Source organism: Methanoculleus chikugoensis (assembly GCF_900095385.1).
Taxonomy (GTDB): Archaea; Halobacteriota; Methanomicrobia; order Methanomicrobiales; family Methanoculleaceae; genus Methanoculleus; species Methanoculleus chikugoensis_A.
In genome coordinates this window covers 1-17,095 of the sequence record NZ_FMID01000067.1, presented here as the reverse complement: position 1 = coordinate 17,095, position 17,095 = coordinate 1, and the positions used below count along the sequence as shown (strand labels likewise).

Genomic DNA, 17,095 nt, shown 5'->3' with positions numbered 1-17,095 from the left:
CCTAGGGCTGATGCACTCCTCAACTGTATCGAAGAGTTTCCACATTTCTTTGTCCTTGGTTGCATAATGGATAGGCAGATCAAAGCTTGGCGAGCTTGGATGATCCCTTATCGAATTTCTGAAATCATTGGCGGTACTGAATTCCAAAAATACTTATCATTAGATCTCAGCACGACGAAGAGGATTTTTATTCAACACTCCCTGCATAGGATGCCAAGTCAAATGGCTTATTGTCACTTTAAAGCGGTGGAGAAGATACATTTAGACTATCACGATGATGCATCATTAATTTGGAAAAGAGATGATCCCACAAGTGCTGATGTTATTAAGAGATTTTCGGAGTTTTACGGTGTTGGCCAGAAAATATCCACTATGGCAGCAAATATACTGGTCCGAGAATTCAAAATAGATCTCATTGACAAAAGCGCTATTGACATCTCTGTCGATGTTCATATTGAACGAGTATTCAAGAGAATTGGCTTTGTGCCGAAAGATGCGACAAGAAATGATATAATTAATTTGGCAAGGGAACTCTATCCAGAGTATCCTGGTATATTTGACTCGGTGTGTTGGGAAATTGGTGAGGCATGGTGTAGGCCTAATTCTCCATTATGCGAGAATTGCATACTTAAGGGGCTTTGCGCTTCGTATCAGACGCGTTCTCATAAGAAGGACGATTAAGATTCGATTTCTTCCCACGCGATGATCTGCCCGCCATGTTGTTCCTTTTACCGGGGGAGAATATTAAAACCAGCATTAAAGATCCTCGATCTCCTTCCACTCATTCCCAGCCTGTTTGAGGCCCTCTAAGAGCGTGCTGGCTGGGAAGGTTCACCCGCGTACCCTCTTTCTCTCCTCACTGCCCCGGGGACCCGGTGCCATGTCGCATGAGTCCCCGGGCATATGACTCGATGAGGTCACGCCGGGCGAGGCATGCGAGCCACGGTTGAGGGATCGCTGCGGCCCCATAGTATGCCCCCGCGAGTTGTCCGTAGATGGCGCCGGTGGTGTCGGCGTCATCGCCCAGGTTCACCGCGAGGAGACAGCCTTCTTCGAAGGTCCCGCTCCGGGAGAACGCCCAGAGCGCCGCCTCCAGGGCATCGACGACGTACCCGCCGCCCCGGATCTCCGGAGGTTCCCGCTCGAGGTAGGAGCCGGAGGCGACGCGGTCGACCTCGCCGGAGAGAGGGTGGTCCTGCCAGTACCCAACGAGGGGGGCGTACCGCGCCGAGAGGAGTTCCTCCTTCGGGGCACCGGCGAGGGCCCCGAGGATCAGCCCCCCGAAGTACCGGCAGGCGTCGACGGCCAGGGGGTGGGCGTGGGTGGTGCGGGAACTCTTGCCGAAGGCCTCGATGCCCCTGGCCGGGTCGGCGGCGTAGAAGAGGGGCACCGGCGCAAGGCGCATCAGGGAGCCGTTCCCTGCGGAGCGCTCGTCGGTCAGCCCCGGATAGGGCTCGCGGGAGAGGATGAAGCGCTGGAGGGCCTTTCGGGTCGTCGTCCCGATATCAAAGCAGCGTCCGTTCGAGCTCAGGTGGCCTTCCCTGAACCAGCGCACGTAGCGCTCCAGCTGGTCGACGGGGTCGAACCCCCGCTTCTCGATGAGGCTCTCGGCGAGGCAGAGGGCGAGGGAGGTGTCGTCGGTCCACTCGCCGGGCTCGAGGTCGAACGGCCCGCCGCCGACCATGCCGGTTATCGGCGCGAACGTCCCGGGCGGTCTGAACTCAAGCGTCGTGCCGAGGGCGTCGCCTGCTGCGAGGCCGAGGAGGCAGCCGCGATAACGGTCGAGGGGGTCCATGGGGGGCGTTGGGCGTCCGGGGGGAAAGGGGTTGTGATCCGGGGTGGAACGTCCCGGTCAAGAACGAGGAGGGTCTCCTCCAGCCTTGAGCGCTCTTCCGGCGGGAGGTCCCCGGTAGAAGGACGGAACAGGAGGTTACGTCGCCTGCAGGATCTCGATGATCCGATCGACGACCGATGTGACGGCCGGGTCACTGAGATGGCCGGCCCGGTAGAGAATCAGGTTGGTACTGGCGGAAAAGAGTCGGTTTGGCCGGATACTGCTGGGTTTGCGGAGCGCCCCCTCCGAAAAATCCGTGTCGGTGATACCGACGGCGTAGCGATCCCGGATCTGCTGGCTCGTGATCTGACAGAGAATAACATCGTCCCCACCGGGAGTCGCAACGACAAGAGCCGGCCGCCGCTTCACCGTTGAGAGGTCCGAGAAAGGGAACGGTACAACGACGACATCTCCCTTTACAGGTCGCTCCACGCCTCATCCTCCTCGGGCCGGAGCCAATCTTTCCGGAGCACGGGTTCGCTTGCAAGGGCGGTGTCCGGAACGGCCTTCCGGCGTCGGGCTTTGAGGGAGCGGATGAAATCGAGCACCTCGCCATAGGTCCGGGGCGGGAGGTCTTCGAGCTCGTTGATGATCTCCTCTTTTACCTGGCTCATAGATGTTTCACCTCTGCAGTACAGGATCCTCTGGTGCTTCAATCTACATATCTCTGTCTGAAGAAGGTTTGCCGGGGCGATCTACCCCCTGACACTGAAGAAATTGAGTGGGGGGCTCCCGGAAGATACCGAACATTCCGGAGGATATGCGGTGCGAGAGCCGGCTTTATGGCATCGCGGTCGACGAGGTCGACTCTCCTTCCGAAGAGATCTTCGAGGAAGAGTTTGTTAAGCGGCCTCACCCCGCCCCCTCCACAACCGCGATCTCCTCCTCTGTGAGCCCATACAGCTCATACACGATCCGGTCGATCTCCCGGTCGGCCTCCTCGCACGCCGCCTCCAGCCATGACCGCTCCCCCGGCGGGAGAGCCCTGGCGAGCACTTTGTTCAGCGCAGGGAGGATTTCGACCAGAGCGACGATCCGGTCGCGGCGGAAAGACAGTTGAACGAGGGATGAATCCGGCATGTGTGCTGGAAAGATAGGACTCATGCTGGTCCTCTCAATCCGGTTGTGACGCCCGGTCATACGGTCAAACCCTCTACCTGACTGGCAGGCTTCTTCCCGGCATATTTCGCAATGATCCCATCGATATCGGCCGTGTCGAACGAGACGTCGGAGTGCCAGACGCCGAAACCGCCGTGACCGTTGACGGCCCGGACCCATTCCGCAAGGGCGGCCCGTTTCGTCCGGTTCTGCTGGCTGTCTTTGCCTTTCGTCTCCAGCACCAGGCATTCGCCGTTCTCAAGCCTGATGAGGAAGTCCGGGCGGTATCTTCGCACGATGCCTTCAAAGAGATAGAATATCTCAAACCCGAGGTGATCGTTCTTGGCCCATGCCTGCACCGCGGGGTTCCGGTCGAGGGCAAAAGCCTCGGAGGCTTCCCAGGTGCTGTCGTAGACGCAGAAGTTGATCTGCGATTTTGCGGTCTCCCCGCAGGGTTTGGTAGTGTACCAGACCGGCATATCGGCGGTCGAGCGGATGGGGCGGCCGGGGTCGAGGACTGGCTCGATAGTTTCGGTGTTTGTCTCGCGGATCTGCTCGTAGATGTGCTGGACGACCTTGTTCATGTTGAGGATGAGCATGACCCGCCGGCGCGTGTCGTCGGTGCTGAAGATGAGGGGCGCGAACCGGATCTTATCCGAGCGGAGGAACCGGTCGACGATGCCGACCAGTTGCCCGACGAGGTTGGCGGCGCTGCCCCGCCATTCCGGGCGCATCTGGTCGAGGAGGTCGCGCGCCGTCTCAAAGACGATCCGTTGGAGTCGGATCCGGCCAAGTTCCTCAAGGTCGATGGTGGTGACCTGATCGACGGCGGGTTTGCCGTCGATGACCGGGGCGAGTTCGGCGATCTGCGGGGTTTCTGCGGCGTCGAGGACGAGGGGCTTGGCGGTCTCGATATCGAGGGCGAGCCGGGGCCGGTAGGTGTGCTCGACCCGGAGGACGTTTGGCCAGGTGATCTCGTACTTCCCGCGAGAAGGGAGCGACTCGATCCGGGTTTTGGGCTTCTCCGGTCTCGGCGGGGCGTCGTCTCCCCCCTCGTGGGGGAGGAAGGTGAAGGGGATACCGAAGATGTTGACGTATTCCGGGGAGAAGAGGCCGGTCTCCTCATCGACATCGTAACTGGTGCGCCGCAACCCCCGGCCGATGACCTGTTCGCAGAGGAGCTGGCTGGAGAAGGCCCGGAGGCCCATGATGTGCGTGACCGTCCGGGCGTCCCACCCCTCGGAAAGCATGCCGACCGAGATGACGTTCTGGATCTTCTCGCCCGCCTCACCATACTTCCCGACGGTGTCGACCTGCTGCCGGAGGAGGAGGGCTCTCTCTTTTTTGGTGAGCGGCCGGCTCTCCTCTTCGTCGTCATCCGTCGGGACTTCCAGGGATTCGTCCAGGACCTCGGCCTCTTTGAGCACTTTTGAGTCGATGTGGAGGATTCTGCCGCTGTCGCAGAGGTCATCGATGCGGATCTTTCTGTGGGTGAAAGCGTAGGCGATTCTCGCGGCGGTCTCGGTGGTGTTCGCGACGGTGATCATGACCGGCGGGGTCCGGTAGCCGGCTGCAACCCATTCCTTCTTCTTCTCCTGCCAGTCAAGGCCGAGGAAGTAGTAGGCGGTGTTGAGGAGATCGGGGAGAGGTTCGGACTCTTCGGCGCCTTTGCGGGTGAGGTCGTCGTAGACCTCAGGATCCGTGTAGAGGTGATAGAACCGGGACCGGTAGTCGTCGGGCCGCGGGCTGGCGTCGTCGCGGATGACGACACGGGGAGTCTTGACGAGGCCCGACTCGATGGCGTCGTTTAAGGAGAAGTCGCTGACGATCCAGGTGAAAAGGGCTTCTTCGTCGCTCCTCTTGCCGCTCGGGGCGAAGGGCGTGGCGGTGAAGTCGAAGCAGGAGAGGATGTTTCTTGCCTGGTGGATGCGGTCGAGGCCCTGAACCCAGACGGTGGCCTGATCGATCTCGTCTTTTGCGACCCCTTTGACCTTCGACTCGGCCGGGACCCGCCAGGCATGGTGGGCCTCGTCGTTGATGACGATGAGGTTGTTGTGCCGGGCCAGGTCCCCGAGGACTTCACGGACATAGGCTTCGTCGCTCTTTGGACCGCGTTTGTCGACGCTCTTCCTCTTCTGGATCTGTTCTGCACTCTCCCAGGCGAGCGCGTGCCAGTTCTGGACGAGGACCTTTCCCTGCCTGAGGCTCTCTGCAAGGCCGGGCGGGACGATGGCGAAGGCATCGTAGTAGTTGCCCTCGGAGGAGGGGACGAGGACGGAGAGGCGGCTTTTGACAGTGAGGCCGGGGGCGATGACGAGGACGTTTCTGGAGTAACGGGGGTCGTTGGGATAGGCTGTCTTGTTGAGGACCTGCCAGGCGATGAGCATGGCCATGACGACGGTCTTGCCGGTGCCGGTCGCCATCTTGCAGCAGTAGCGGAGAAACTCGCCGCCGTCGCCCTCGATATCGATCCCGGTCTTTTCGGCGGCTGGCGCCTCGGTGAGCCAGATGAGCGTCTCGATGGCCTCGAGCTGGCAGAAGAAGAAGGGCATGCCTCCCCGCTCCTGATCCCGCCAGTACTCGAGGAGGCGGCGGGTGATGCCGGTGACGCCGGGGTAGCCGGCCTCCCGCCAGGCCCTGACGCGGGGCCGGATCCGGTTGACGAGGAGGATCTCGTAGAAGACGCCGGGATCATCGAAGGCGCTGGATCCCTGCGTGGCGACGATGTAGCCCGCTTTCCGCCGGCCTTCGGCGAGGTCGAAGGTGCGGGTGGTCCGGTCGTAGTGCCAGTGGCAGGCGGGTTCGGCGTAGGGCGAGGTGACGATGAGGCGGTCGATGGTCTTCTGCGGCATGGGTTATGCCTCCGGCACGTCCAGTTCCCGCTCGACGATGGACTCGATGCCCCGGTCGTCGATGATCTTGACGGCGATGCGCCGCTTTTTGCCGGGTTTGAAGGGAAGGGAGACGGTGCCGCGGTAGGCCTCGATCTTCTCCTCGTCGAGTTCGGCCTTGAGGCTCTTCTTGAGTTTTGCCCAGCCGTCGTCTTTCCCGGCCATGGGGAAGAAGACCTGTCGGGGGAAGAGGCTGCGGCCGTCGTAGTCGGTGTCGAGCATCCACATGGCGATCTTGTCGGGGCCGCCGCCGTCGACTGTGCCGTTGCGGGTGTCGTAGTAGTCGAAGCCGTTGACGGAGAGGAGGATCGTGCCGGCTTCAGGTCCTTCGGTGATCAGGTTTAAGGTGACGTCGGGCTGGCCGATGAGCCAGAAACTCTCGTCGCTGGAGCGCTTCTTCTTGAGGTCGTCGGTCTGGAGGTCGGTGTTCATCTGGACTTTGAGGAGGGTGACGCCGGGCCAGTTGGTCTCGTCGATGTCTTTTGCGGCTTCGGGGTCGAACTGGAAGGCGGCGAAGACAAGGATCTCGGGGCGGGGGATGAGGCGCTGTGCCTCTTTGAGCGCCATCTCGACCTGCCGGGCGTCGAGAGCGGCGTGTTCGGGGCCAAAGGAGATCGCGATCGGTTTCGAGGATTCGTCTCTGGTCTCGCCGTGGGCGTGGAGCCACCGGGTGCCGCCGAGGGGTTCGAGCCGGGCGAAGGCGATCCGCTGACCGCTCCTGCCGCGGATGCCGGTGGCGAGGAGCTGGGTCCGCCATTCGTCCTGCCGGAGGGATTCGCCGGTGCGGGCGGCGGAGCCGTCAGCCGGGAGGGGTGTGGGGGTGTCGCCGGTGAGCGGTTCGACGGTGGGGGCGGGGACGGCCTCGACGGTGAAGGGGCCGGTGACACGGACTTTCGCCTTATCGATCTGGGGCTGATCGTAGAGGGTCTCCTGGGGGGCGTTCTTCTGGATGCTCGCGTCGATCTCGGTCTGCCGCTTCTGCCGGGCGGAGAGGAACTTTTTGTGGGCTTTCTCTGCCGCTTCCGGCCAGGCGGGGTCGGGGTCGAAGGGGACTTCCCACTCCTCGTAGGAGGTCTTCGCGGCGGCGTTGAGAGCGGCGAGGGCGGCCTCGACCTTCGGCCGGTGCTTCTCGTGGATGACGTCGATCTCGGGGTTGTTCGCGATGGATTTGAGGGTGATGTGCGGAACTGCCTTATAGACAAACCCGCTCCCGACGCCCTCTTCGGGGTGGGCGAGGTCGTAGTAGTCGAAGGCGGCGGTCATGAGCCGCTGCTTGGCGAGAGTGACGGCGACGCGGGAGGTGTCGCAAGTGATCCACCGCCGGCCCCACTTCTCGGCGACGTAGGCGGTGGTCCCGGAGCCGCAGGTGGGGTCGAGGACGAGGTCGCCGGGGTCGGTGGTCATGAGGAGGCAACGGGCAACAGCGGAATCCGCTGTCTGGACCACGTATATTTTCCCTTCAGAACGGTTTTGGATGCCCCCAATGTCGGTCCATATGTTTGTAATGGGGTATACCGGGAAATCGTCAAGGAAACGAACATAACGGACAGAGCGCCCCTCAACTACTATCCGTCCAGATTTTATCAATCGGTTTATTCCCTCGACAGTTGTTTTCCAATGCATACCTGGAGGGGGATTCCATTTTTTCCCTCTGAACATGAAGGCCTGAATGGCCTCACTACTGGCACCTTGAGAGGTCATTTGGTCTACTGTGACTAATCTATCTCCATCATATAAACCGTCTGGAATGGATTTATACGACTTGTTTGGCCGATATTTCGTCGCCCCTGAACTCCCTGCACTTTTATCTAAATGGATCTGATGATATTTCACTTTTGAATTATCTTTTGCATACCAGACGATGTAATCAGCAACGGAGGATAACGTTCTTGACGAGAAACCAGTTGTTTTGAGAAACGCAATGATGCCTAAGAAATTCCCCTTCCCAAACACCTCATCCATGATCTCCCGCACATGATGCACGTTCTCGTCCGAGATCTGCACGAAGACGCTCCCGCTCTCGGTCAGGAGGTCCCGGGCGAGCAGCAACCGGTCGCGGAGATACGCGAGATACGAGTGTATCCCGAGCTCCCAGGTGTCCCGGAAGGCCCTGAGCATCTCGGGCTCGCTCGTGAGGTCCTCGTCCTTCCTGTCCTTTACATCCCGCTTATTTACGAAGGGCTGGAAGTTCGAGCCGTACTTGATCCCATACGGCGGGTCGAAGTAGATCATCTGCACCTTCCCGGCCATCCCCTCCTTCTCCAGAAGGGAGTTCATGACGAGCAGGGAGTCGCCGGCGACGAGGCGGTTACTCCAGTTGTGCTTGTGGCGGTAGAACTCCACCGCCTCCCGGAGCGGCGGGTTCTCGATCGAGAACTCAAAGAGCGATGCCTGCCGGTGGTCGCCGTTGCCGGCCTTCGCCGCCCTGATGATCGTCCGCGGGTCGATCCGTTCGTGGACGTGGAGGGAGACCGTCGGGACTTCAAAGGAGGTGCGCTCGGCCTTCCCCGCCCAGACAAGCTGCGGGTCGAGGTGCGGGTCGTAGGAGTAGGTCTTTGTGTCGTAGTCCTGCTCCGTCTCCGCACTGACCAGGCCCGCCGGTGGGTTGTTCAGCCGGCAGGTCCCCTTGTGGTCGTATTGCTCGATCTTCTTCTGGTTGGGTTTCTCCTTTCGCCGTGCCATAGGATCGCATGTGCGATTCTCGTTTTAAACCTGTTAAACGTTATGAAATTATCCTCCGGCTACACCGGCCGGTTTCCCGAAAGGAGTTGTCTCCGATGCCCGGGGGAAGGAGAACCGGTATCGAATGGTTGATATACTCTGGGACGGGATTGCGTAGCATGGATGAAAGGGAGACGAGGGATCTCGCCGTGAGGAACGGTGCTGATATCAGCATCGTCCCGGGGAATTATCACGAGGTCTATTCAGCCTACAAGGACGAACTCGACTGCTTCCTGAGGGCCTACGTTCTGCTCAGGAACGTTCCCGGGATAAATGAGACGCGTGACGAAGCGGGAGAAAATTTTGGGAGGTATTTCTTCCCCACCTCAGAACGGAACGTCCTTTCGGTGATGAACGCTATCCAGAAGCGAATCAGGCCAGGAGCGTCGTTTACCTACCGTAACCTTCGTGATATGGTGAGCGATGCCCCGTTCTGCGAGGTCTCCGTAAATCCGATGCGCTACAGGTCGGCGAAAGAAAATGAATATGGAGTTAGCAGAAAAGAAACCGGCCTGGATATTCCTCTAGAGGCGGATAACAAGATACTGGCAGTCAAGGGGATCAACCTCTCCCGCATCGAAGAACTATTTGCCGAAGAGAACGAACCGACGGGGCAGATCCCGAAGCCAGGGCTTGTCACCGTGGCGGATTTTTTTACGTTCCTACTTGGCAGCAGGAGGTTAGAACGACTCTATGATCTGGGGCAGAACCTTCGGTTCGATCTACTCTGGCTTACCCCGACATATGCTGAGGTCGAATCGTTCTGCACCTCCACTGCCGCCCCGGTGAAGAGCAGGGACGCCTCCTTACGGTTCTCATCTACGTTTCAGGATAGCCTTTCTAATAACGCATCGCTTGTAAGGTACCTATCAGACCTCAGTTCCGAGAATTTCCCGGTGTATCCTGTCGACCAGTTGCTGCTTAACACGGGCGAAAACAAAGACTCTACCCGGAGAGGGTACCTTGTTCACCGGAGCATCGGTGATGCGATACGGGCTGCTATAGACCTCGATATCTCAGAGATCATCTGGGGTTCGCAGGAGTTCTCAAGAATCCGGAGACAGGTCGATGAACTGTCGGAGAAACTGCGGTTCATTGAGGATATTCGGAGCACTGTCCTGACATCGAGCATTCATGGGGATCAGTACACCTGCAACGATCTCATAGAAGAACTTATGAGTAACGGGGTAATCACGCGGACCCGGTTGGGGGGCATGCGCCTCAACGAAAAGCACCCGGATAAATCGTATCTCGATACAAAGAGAAGTGCGATAATCTCAAGAATGGAAGAACTCTTCCGGAGTTTCCTCGAACTGCCTCTGTCGGATATATCAGGGACGAGGTATATATCAGGGGAACCAGGCCCTTCGGATCTTCTTCTAGAGTAATGCGATATTAGGAGAGTGCCGGGATGTCGCCATCGACAGAGGCCAGCACCATCCCGGATGAGCAGGACGTCTCACCGCCCGCCCCATAGCGCAACCGCTCCTCAGAACTTGTGGGCGAGCCCCCGCTGGATGGTGCGGCACCGCTCTCTTGCTCCACGTAATGTATCCAAATGTTCGGAGTTCCCCGGCAAATGTTCGGACCTCGCAACCAAATGTTCGGAGCTCGACTTCGAACAAATTGTCCCAGCTCCGAACATTTCATCCCCCATCGGGTGGTGGCCGGGCCGATAGCAGAGGGCGTTTCTGCCGCCCTGATGGATATGAACGAGAATTGGGGAGCCATTAGACTTCAAAAGGCTTTTTATATGGACACCTGAATCTCTTACTATGACCCACTGGATCGCCTCCTCCAACCGCGAGAACGCCAGGATCCTCGATACAAAGCACATCTGGGGAGTCCCCCGCCGAAACAAAACCCTCATGCACGGGGTGAAACCCGGCGACACCATCCTCGTCTATGTCAGGCGGGAGTTGGAGGGCGATACCATCCTCCCCTCTGCCATAACCGGCGCCTACGAGGTTGTCGCCGAACCCTACGAAGACCCCTCCCGCCTCTTCGTCACCCCGCCGCATATGGGCGACGAGGTCTTCCCCTACCGGATGAAGGTCCGGCCGGTAGCGGTATTCGCGGAGCCGCTCGAGTTCAAACCCCTGATCGGGGATCTCAGATTCATCACGAACAAGACGATGTGGTCCGGCCACCTCCGCGTCGCCATGCGCGAGATCCCGGGGGAAGACTACCGGCTCATCCTCCGGCGGGCCGGGGCGGAGGCCTGAACCATGCCCGGGTGAAAACCCTGGCCTGAAGGCCGGGGATGAATTGCACCCTATATTCGTTCACTTTCACTCTGCACGGCTATTCTTTATGCCCGGGAGAGTCTAATATGCCTGTAAAGCAGGGTGTGCCGACTCTACGCTTGCGGGGATCGGAACCGCTACACCGCCGACCCCGGCGGTGCACGTCCGGTCAATTAACCAGGTATTTCCCGGGCTTTAGCCCGGGGAGAGTGTATCCAGATGTTCGGAGCTCGACTTTGAACAGATCGTCCCGGCTCCGAACATCCATCCCCCACCGTGTGGCGGCCGGGCCGTTAGGAGAAGATGTTTCTGCCATCCTGACGGATATGAACGAGGAGTGCATCATGAACCGCTATAGAAGATCCGGGGATCACAGAAGAGAAAACCCGGCGTTCGGCAGGGTCTCCACAATATCGTATGGGTAGGGACAGAGATATGAGCGGAGATGAGAAGAAACTGATACGGAACAGCACGGTTGAATTTTTGATATTCACCTCGGCGGCCGGCGAAGACTCAATCGAGGTCAGGTATGAGGACGAAACCATCTGGCTAAGCCAGAAGATGATGGCGGCGCTCTTCGATGTGACGGTTCCGACAATAAATGAGCACCTGAAAAATATCTATGAGAGCGGCGAATTGACCCGCGAGGCAACTATTAGGAAATTCCTAATAGTTCAAACTGAGGGCGATCGAGAAGTCTCACGGACTCTTGACTACTACAACCTGGATACCATAATCTCGGTTGGATACCGCGTCAATTCCCGAAGAGCCACCCAGTTCCGCCAGTGGGCAACTCGGGTGTTAACAGAATTTGCTATCAAAGGATATGTACTCGATAAAAAGCGAATGGAGAACGGTACGTTCCTTGGAGAAGACTACTTCGAGCGTTTGCTGGCCGAGATCCGGGAGATACGGCTGAGTGAGAGGCGGTTCTACCAGAAGATCACCGATATATACGCTACAAGCCTCGACTACAACAGGAACGCACCAACAACGCGCGAGTTTTTTGCAAACGTTCAGAACAAATTGCACTTCGCGATACATGGGTATACTGCAGCCGAGCTGATAATGGCGCGTGCCGATAGCAAAAAAGAGCATATGGGCCTTAGCACCTGGGAAAAAGCCCCTGACGGGAAGATACTCAAAACCGACGTATCGGTTGCGAAAAACTATCTGAACGCAACAGAACTTGAATCGCTCGGACGAATCGTTAACGCCTGGCTTGACCTTGCCGAAGAACGTGCCAGAAGAAGGATACCGATGACTATGGAGGATTGGGCAAAACGGCTCGACCGGTTCCTTGAGTTCGATGATCGCAAACTGCTCGAAGACCGTGGAAAGGTCACAAAAGAGATGGCAAAAGAGTTCGCAGAGAGTGAGTTTGAGAAGTACCGGGTTGTTCAGGACAGACTGTTTGAGAGCGATTTCGATCGGATGCTAAAGGAGGTCGCCCCGGTCGAAAAGGAGGATCGGAATAACGAAAAGAATGAGACTACTGGAGACCTGAAATGAAATATATCCCGTGGTGGGCGGCACCAGGCGGGAGGGATACTTGATGGGTTGTATTCAGTGTGCCTGCTCCCGGAAATTAATGTCAGCAATACTGCCGACGATCTGCATATCCCGATATCTGCTGGTTTTCTGGTACTTGATGGGTACTTGATCCGTGCCCATGAGTATCCCGCTTCGGCGTTCCATATAGGTAGTGATCGTGCTCCGCTGCGAGGTCGCTGATATGGGTGTCTACGGCAAGCGACGCTATATCGAAGGCCGGATCGGCGGTTGCGTCGGAGTTCTCCGGGGAGAGTTGTATGGTAATAGTATATTTCTTCCCTGCCTCAAGGTCGACAGGCCCGGAAGGCCGGAAGACCGTTCCATCAAAGAGAACTTTCAGCGTCTTTGTCATCCGGAAAACCACCTCTGAATTCGATGACCATCATGGTCTTCGTGAAATAATAATGATTGCGGGTGCGCCTGCACCGGATCGCCCCTGCAGGGCTCGACGGCGGCATGAGCGAGAAGCCCCCCTCCGCAAGGGATGTGCGGCGCCCACCCCCATCTTCTCGGTGGAGAAGTGCTCCTCGCCAGGCCCAGAGACCGGGCACCTCCCCCGTGGAGCAGGACGAGTCGCCCCCGGCGCCGAAACACTCAGCCCGGCGCTCATCCTCGATTGGTTCTTCTTATCCCTCATTTATCCCTCATTTATCCCTCATTTATCCCTCATTTATCCCTCATTTATCCCTCATTTATCCCTCATTTATCCCTCATTTTATCCACGGCCGGTTGAGCATCTACCCGGCTCTCGGCCTGGATCAGCCCCTGTTTCGCTGAAACGCTCTGGAAATATCCACCCTTCACAGTGACTCCTTCCGCAGGACATACTGTGTCTTCTTCTTCGACGTGCCCACCTGCTCAAGGATACCGCGGTCAACCAGAGCCTTGAGATCCCTCAGGGCCGTCGCTTCCGAGACACCGGTGAGTGATTGATAGGCACTGCGCGTGATACTCCCCTCGACCTTTATCCGCTCCACCGCAAGGATCTGCCGGTCACTCAGATCCATCTTCCGAAGATGACTCACGCTCAGCGTATCCATCCGCATCGTCAGGGTGAACCCGAGCGGGGTGCTCGCGCCAGTTGCTCACCCCACCCCCTCCCCCCTATTCCATTCCCGCACCAGCCTCGCGTAACACCCTTCGCAGATATTCGCCCGCGCCTCCCGCGACCGATAAACCGCCTTCCCCGTCCCGCAGATATCACAGCAACCGAGTTCGCCCCTAACCCGGTCGAAGAGCCGGTGGTTGAGAAACCCCGGGGAACGGTCGCGCCCTTGCTGGCCCCCTCGCCTTTTTGAGGCAGTCATAGTAGAGGTGCTGCCCGCCGTCAGCTGCAATGTGGCAGGATTCAAGAGACTTATAACGGCCGAGATGGCCGACCAGGATTTGTTGGTCAAGTATTATCACGACAAAGAGAGATGCTATTCTATCGGTGAAATCATGAGGACGTTCACGGCCGTGCTTTACAAGGACGAGGATATGTACGTCGCGGAGTGCCCGGAGGTCGGCACCGTCAGCCAGGGCAGGACGGTTGAAGAGGCGGTGGCCAATCTCAAAGAGGCCACGGAGTTGTACTTAGAAGAATTCCCGCTGGAAGACGGGAGGCGGCCGATCATCACGACGTTCGAGGTGGCCGAAGGTGCCCGGGCTTAAACCCACCTCAGGCGAGGCAGTGATAAAGATACTCTTAAAACAGTATGGATTCGTCGTAAGCGGGCAATCCGGGAGCCATGTTCGCCTTTCAAAGGAGACCCCAAACGGTAAGGTGGGGACGGTCGTCCCGTTGCACAACGAGCTGAAGATCGGTACGCTCCGCAACGTCCTGAAACTGGCAAAGATCGATCCAGCGGATTTTGCCCGCTATCTTTGAGAGGGGCCTTCTCGGCTGGCCGCAGGGCGCGCTGAGCCTCCCCGTGAGACTGACGTTTTACAAAAGATCCTCAATCTCCTCCCGCTCTATCCCGGCCTGCTTGAGGATCTCCAGGAGTGTACCGGTCGGGAGGTCCCGGCCGTGCACCGGGACGACGGCCCAGCGCTTCGTCTCCGGCTGATAGAAGATGTGGGTGGCTCCCCTTCACCCGGTCCAGCACGAACCCCTTCTTCTCCAGGATCTTGATAACTTTCTGCGCCGTGAACGCCGGAAGTTCAGGCATGTGTCTCGACGGTGAGGGTGTATTCCAGGAGCCCTTCCTCGGTGGGAATCTCCTCGCCCTTCTCCTGGAGATGTTCAATGTAGAGCTCGATAGCCTCCCGTGCCATCGTTATTGCCTCGTCAATAGTCTCCCCATAGGTGACGCACCCGCGAAGGCTCGGCACGGTGATGGTATACCCGCCTTCTGGCTCTCTTCGGTGGAGGATGCGGTAGCGCAGGCGCTTCATCGCACTGCATCCCTGCGCGCGACGTACACTACTCGACCACTCGATGATGTGCAAAGGACATCTGTGCGGGCATCATCCTACAGGTGGAAAGCCCGCTCGTAATGTATAGATTCCGTGGGAACCGTTGCCTATCTGCATCAGCGGATCTGCATGAGAGCGCTCTAAGAGGATTTATATACTCCAAGACATAGGGGCAGTTCAAGATGGTGTCGTACTATAGCGGGTTCTCACCAAATTTCATGTTGAATTGACTAAGACTCCCTCAAAGGATGATTACTCTCTGGGAGGCTGGTAAAATATGGTAAATTTGCTTGAAAAAACAAGAAAGCAGTATAAGGAAGTAACCAAGCCAAATCAGGATGGTGTAAACGAATACCGAATCATCTATGATTTTGGCACTTCCTCAATTGCAAGTGAAGCAGGGTTCCTGCAACCGTTCTTTAGATTATTCACACCTGCTAAAGCGACTAAAGGACGAAAGTTAAATTCACTTTATGGACATTCCCTTAACCCCTACAAAGATACGTTAATGGATTACGCGACCATCGTGCAGTATAAACTTGGAAAAGTAGGCATTTCCTCGTGGGAAGACTATAATCGGCTACTTTCAGTACACATCGCTCGCTGTCCACTGAACTGCTGGCACTGTTATGTAGGCGAATGCTTAAAGCATGACTGCGGCACCTGTTCTTTCAACGGCAAATGTGGCCAGAACCGAAGAAATGAATTGAAGGTGAAAGAAGAGTTAGTTCCCAGTAAAACGATTGTAAATAAATTTATCGAACAGAGAGACCATGATGCCAGCAATGGTATAAAAACAAACATACTGCGAGTGACAGGTGGAGAACCCTTTCTCGCTCCCGAAATGATTTTGGAGATGCTACAGGATATTAAAAATCAAGGGCTTGGAAAGGAAGTGTTTATATGGACAGAAACCAACCTCGTTCCCTTAATTCAACCTTACAATGCAGATCCATTAATTTCTTCGGAAATTCTGACAGACCTTGGTAAATTCAGCAACTTCTGTGTACATCCATGCTTCCATGGGTTGAACAAGGAAAATTTCGAGGAAGTAACCGGAGAAAAGATTGTAGACTATGATCTTCTTGTCGGTGCTTTCAGGCGTTTAATCGATGCTGGTATTGATGTATATCCCAGTTTTGGCTCAAACATGAGTTCCCTTGAGGAAGTTGAAACTTTCTATTATAAAATATCGAGTATTGATGAAAATTTGCCTCTCCGTTTCACGTTAATCGAATACGATCTCGATTATCAGCCAGTAAAGTGGAGAAGGGAGGTTTCTGACGAGTTTGCTAAAGAACATACGATGGTATACGACAGATTCCAAGTGATTGAGAAATGGGACTCTTTACTTAAAGCATCTACGGGGTATGCCTATGGTGATATTCCAAGACACTTAGTTCCTAAAAAAAAAGTCCGGGCGGGATGATAGTTGCACCGGAAACTTTCTCTCTAAGAGGGGTTGTGAGTGATAAATTTACCGGAAACCTGAAAAAAATGTCTGAAAAGCCATTCAAAAGGATAATTTTTGAGGGTTCAGGAGGCGTCGTCCATTTCTTCCACAGACCTGGTAACAAGAAAACGCAGGAGAGATTTCTTGAAGTAGTTTCTTTGCCTGTTGGAGCGCTAGGGCAAGTCCAGTACGTTGCAAAATATATATCCAGCGCTGCGATGCGTAAAATTGGGGCGTTGAACGATGATAATAAAACACTTGATGGTATTTACTGGGTTTTAAACTGTCAAAAGAGAGAAAATCCGGATGGAACTGTAAGCCAGTTTGACTTTGCATGCCCTATCCGGCGAATAAAGGTTATTAGACGCAAAGAAACGTCGATCGCAGACGAATGGGTGATTCCGATAATTGTGGATAAGTTCTTTACAGAATTTATTCCGTACTCTTTAGATGCGTTAAAGGATGTCATGGGTATAGATCTCGATAGTATCGAAACCCCTTGCCCATGCGAAAGTGATCCGAAACTCGTTCATGTTGGTCGAAGAGTATCCATCAGCGATGAAATACTAACCGATGACCCCTCGCTGGAGGAACTGTTTGAAGTTATCGAAAATATTCCTTCTAGCGATAATAGCAGTAAGCAGAAGATATCTGATTATCCTTTGGTCTTTATACAATCAGTGGGTAAAGTTGTTCCAAATAAAAGTGGCATATATAATTTAAGAGTGAAAAAACGGTATAAAATATACTTAAAAGGGTACCAAAGTAAGCAGAATGAAGATCGGAATGTGCATATCGGTTTACGGGGTGGGGGTAAGATAAGGAAGTCCGGAAGAAACTTTAACGTTAATGTTAAAGATAAATTCGATTTCGTAGCAGATGAGACCGGGGAGAGTGC

Annotated in this window: 17 protein-coding genes and 2 pseudogenes; 8 read left to right on the top strand and 11 right to left on the bottom strand. The window is 56.1% G+C overall.

Annotation, left to right across the window (positions count from 1 at the left end; translation table 11 throughout):
* Window positions 1-681, top strand: a pseudogene (locus tag L21_RS14270) (hypothetical protein); the annotation flags it as partial.
* A 175-nt stretch (window positions 682-856) separates the two neighbouring features.
* Here the strand turns inward: L21_RS14270 and L21_RS13385 are convergent.
* From L21_RS13385 to L21_RS13355, 6 genes are all read right to left on the bottom strand, one after another.
* Window positions 857-1,795 (bottom strand): ADP-ribosylglycohydrolase family protein, encoded by a 939-nt coding sequence (locus L21_RS13385; RefSeq protein WP_074370945.1) that lies wholly within the window; start codon window positions 1,793-1,795, stop codon window positions 857-859.
* A 135-nt stretch (window positions 1,796-1,930) separates the two neighbouring features.
* Complete coding sequence (locus tag L21_RS13380) at window positions 1,931-2,266, bottom strand: type II toxin-antitoxin system PemK/MazF family toxin (RefSeq protein ID WP_074370944.1); 336 nt, start codon at window positions 2,264-2,266, stop codon at window positions 1,931-1,933.
* Complete coding sequence (locus L21_RS13375) at window positions 2,251-2,448, bottom strand: hypothetical protein (protein WP_074370943.1); 198 nt, start codon at window positions 2,446-2,448, stop codon at window positions 2,251-2,253. Before L21_RS13375 ends, L21_RS13380 begins: the two co-directional genes overlap by 16 nt.
* 238 nt (window positions 2,449-2,686) lie before the next feature.
* On the bottom strand, window positions 2,687-2,938 hold the full coding sequence (locus L21_RS13365) for a hypothetical protein (RefSeq protein ID WP_256713225.1): 252 nt from the start codon (window positions 2,936-2,938) through the stop codon (window positions 2,687-2,689).
* A gap of 32 nt (window positions 2,939-2,970) precedes the next feature.
* Complete coding sequence (locus L21_RS13360) at window positions 2,971-5,784, bottom strand: BPTD_3080 family restriction endonuclease (protein ID WP_074370941.1); 2,814 nt, start codon at window positions 5,782-5,784, stop codon at window positions 2,971-2,973.
* A gap of 3 nt (window positions 5,785-5,787) precedes the next feature.
* The gene (locus L21_RS13355) at window positions 5,788-8,505 is read right to left on the bottom strand and encodes a site-specific DNA-methyltransferase (protein WP_074370940.1); all 2,718 of its coding nucleotides are present in this window, start codon (window positions 8,503-8,505) and stop codon (window positions 5,788-5,790) included.
* A 158-nt stretch (window positions 8,506-8,663) separates the two neighbouring features.
* On the opposite strand from L21_RS13355, the gene L21_RS13350 reads away from it, so the two are divergent.
* The 3 genes from L21_RS13350 to L21_RS13340 all read left to right on the top strand — a co-directional run bounded on the left by L21_RS13350 (window position 8,664) and on the right by L21_RS13340 (window position 12,302).
* Complete coding sequence (locus L21_RS13350; RefSeq protein ID WP_074370939.1) at window positions 8,664-9,932, top strand: hypothetical protein; 1,269 nt, start codon at window positions 8,664-8,666, stop codon at window positions 9,930-9,932.
* Between the two features lie 387 nt (window positions 9,933-10,319).
* A complete protein-coding gene (locus L21_RS13345) occupies window positions 10,320-10,769 on the top strand; it encodes an EVE domain-containing protein (protein WP_074370938.1) in 450 nt (149 codons plus the stop codon).
* Between the two features lie 456 nt (window positions 10,770-11,225).
* Window positions 11,226-12,302 (top strand): virulence RhuM family protein, encoded by a 1,077-nt coding sequence (locus L21_RS13340; RefSeq protein WP_074370947.1) that lies wholly within the window; start codon window positions 11,226-11,228, stop codon window positions 12,300-12,302.
* A gap of 82 nt (window positions 12,303-12,384) precedes the next feature.
* Here the strand turns inward: L21_RS13340 and L21_RS13975 are convergent, their stop codons facing one another.
* On the bottom strand, window positions 12,385-12,696 hold the full coding sequence (locus L21_RS13975; protein WP_143727321.1) for an antitoxin family protein: 312 nt from the start codon (window positions 12,694-12,696) through the stop codon (window positions 12,385-12,387).
* 448 nt (window positions 12,697-13,144) lie between these two features.
* On the bottom strand, window positions 13,145-13,351 hold the full coding sequence (locus L21_RS13335) for a hypothetical protein (protein WP_178377738.1): 207 nt from the start codon (window positions 13,349-13,351) through the stop codon (window positions 13,145-13,147).
* Window positions 13,352-13,682: 331 nt separating this feature from the next.
* Between L21_RS13335 and L21_RS13330 the strand changes: the two genes are divergently transcribed.
* A complete protein-coding gene (locus L21_RS13330) occupies window positions 13,683-13,997 on the top strand; it encodes a type II toxin-antitoxin system HicB family antitoxin (RefSeq protein WP_256713224.1) in 315 nt (104 codons plus the stop codon).
* Window positions 13,984-14,214, top strand: a complete 231-nt coding sequence (locus tag L21_RS13325) for a type II toxin-antitoxin system HicA family toxin (RefSeq protein ID WP_074370937.1) — start codon at window positions 13,984-13,986, stop codon at window positions 14,212-14,214. Before L21_RS13330 ends, L21_RS13325 begins: the two co-directional genes overlap by 14 nt.
* A 57-nt stretch (window positions 14,215-14,271) precedes the next feature.
* On the opposite strand, the gene L21_RS14515 is transcribed toward L21_RS13325, so the two are convergent.
* From L21_RS14515 to L21_RS13315, 3 genes and pseudogenes are all read right to left on the bottom strand, one after another.
* Entirely contained in the window at window positions 14,272-14,361 is a 90-nt protein-coding gene (locus L21_RS14515) for a type II toxin-antitoxin system HicA family toxin (protein ID WP_256713223.1), read from the bottom strand.
* 79 nt (window positions 14,362-14,440) lie between these two features.
* Window positions 14,441-14,497 (bottom strand): annotated as a pseudogene (locus tag L21_RS14555) (hypothetical protein); the annotation flags it as partial.
* Window positions 14,490-14,723 (bottom strand): type II toxin-antitoxin system HicB family antitoxin, encoded by a 234-nt coding sequence (locus tag L21_RS13315; protein WP_074370936.1) that lies wholly within the window; start codon window positions 14,721-14,723, stop codon window positions 14,490-14,492. The gene L21_RS13315 and the pseudogene L21_RS14555, both read right to left, overlap by 8 nt.
* Window positions 14,724-15,021: 298 nt before the next feature.
* Here L21_RS13315 and L21_RS13310 point away from each other — a divergent pair, with 298 nt between their 5' ends.
* Both L21_RS13310 and L21_RS13970 read left to right on the top strand, forming a co-directional pair.
* Entirely contained in the window at window positions 15,022-16,173 is a 1,152-nt protein-coding gene (locus tag L21_RS13310; protein ID WP_083609070.1) for a 4Fe-4S cluster-binding domain-containing protein, read from the top strand.
* The coding region (locus L21_RS13970) for a hypothetical protein (RefSeq protein ID WP_143727320.1) at window positions 16,170-17,095 on the top strand (926 nt) is incomplete at its 3' end. The genes L21_RS13310 and L21_RS13970, both read left to right, overlap by 4 nt.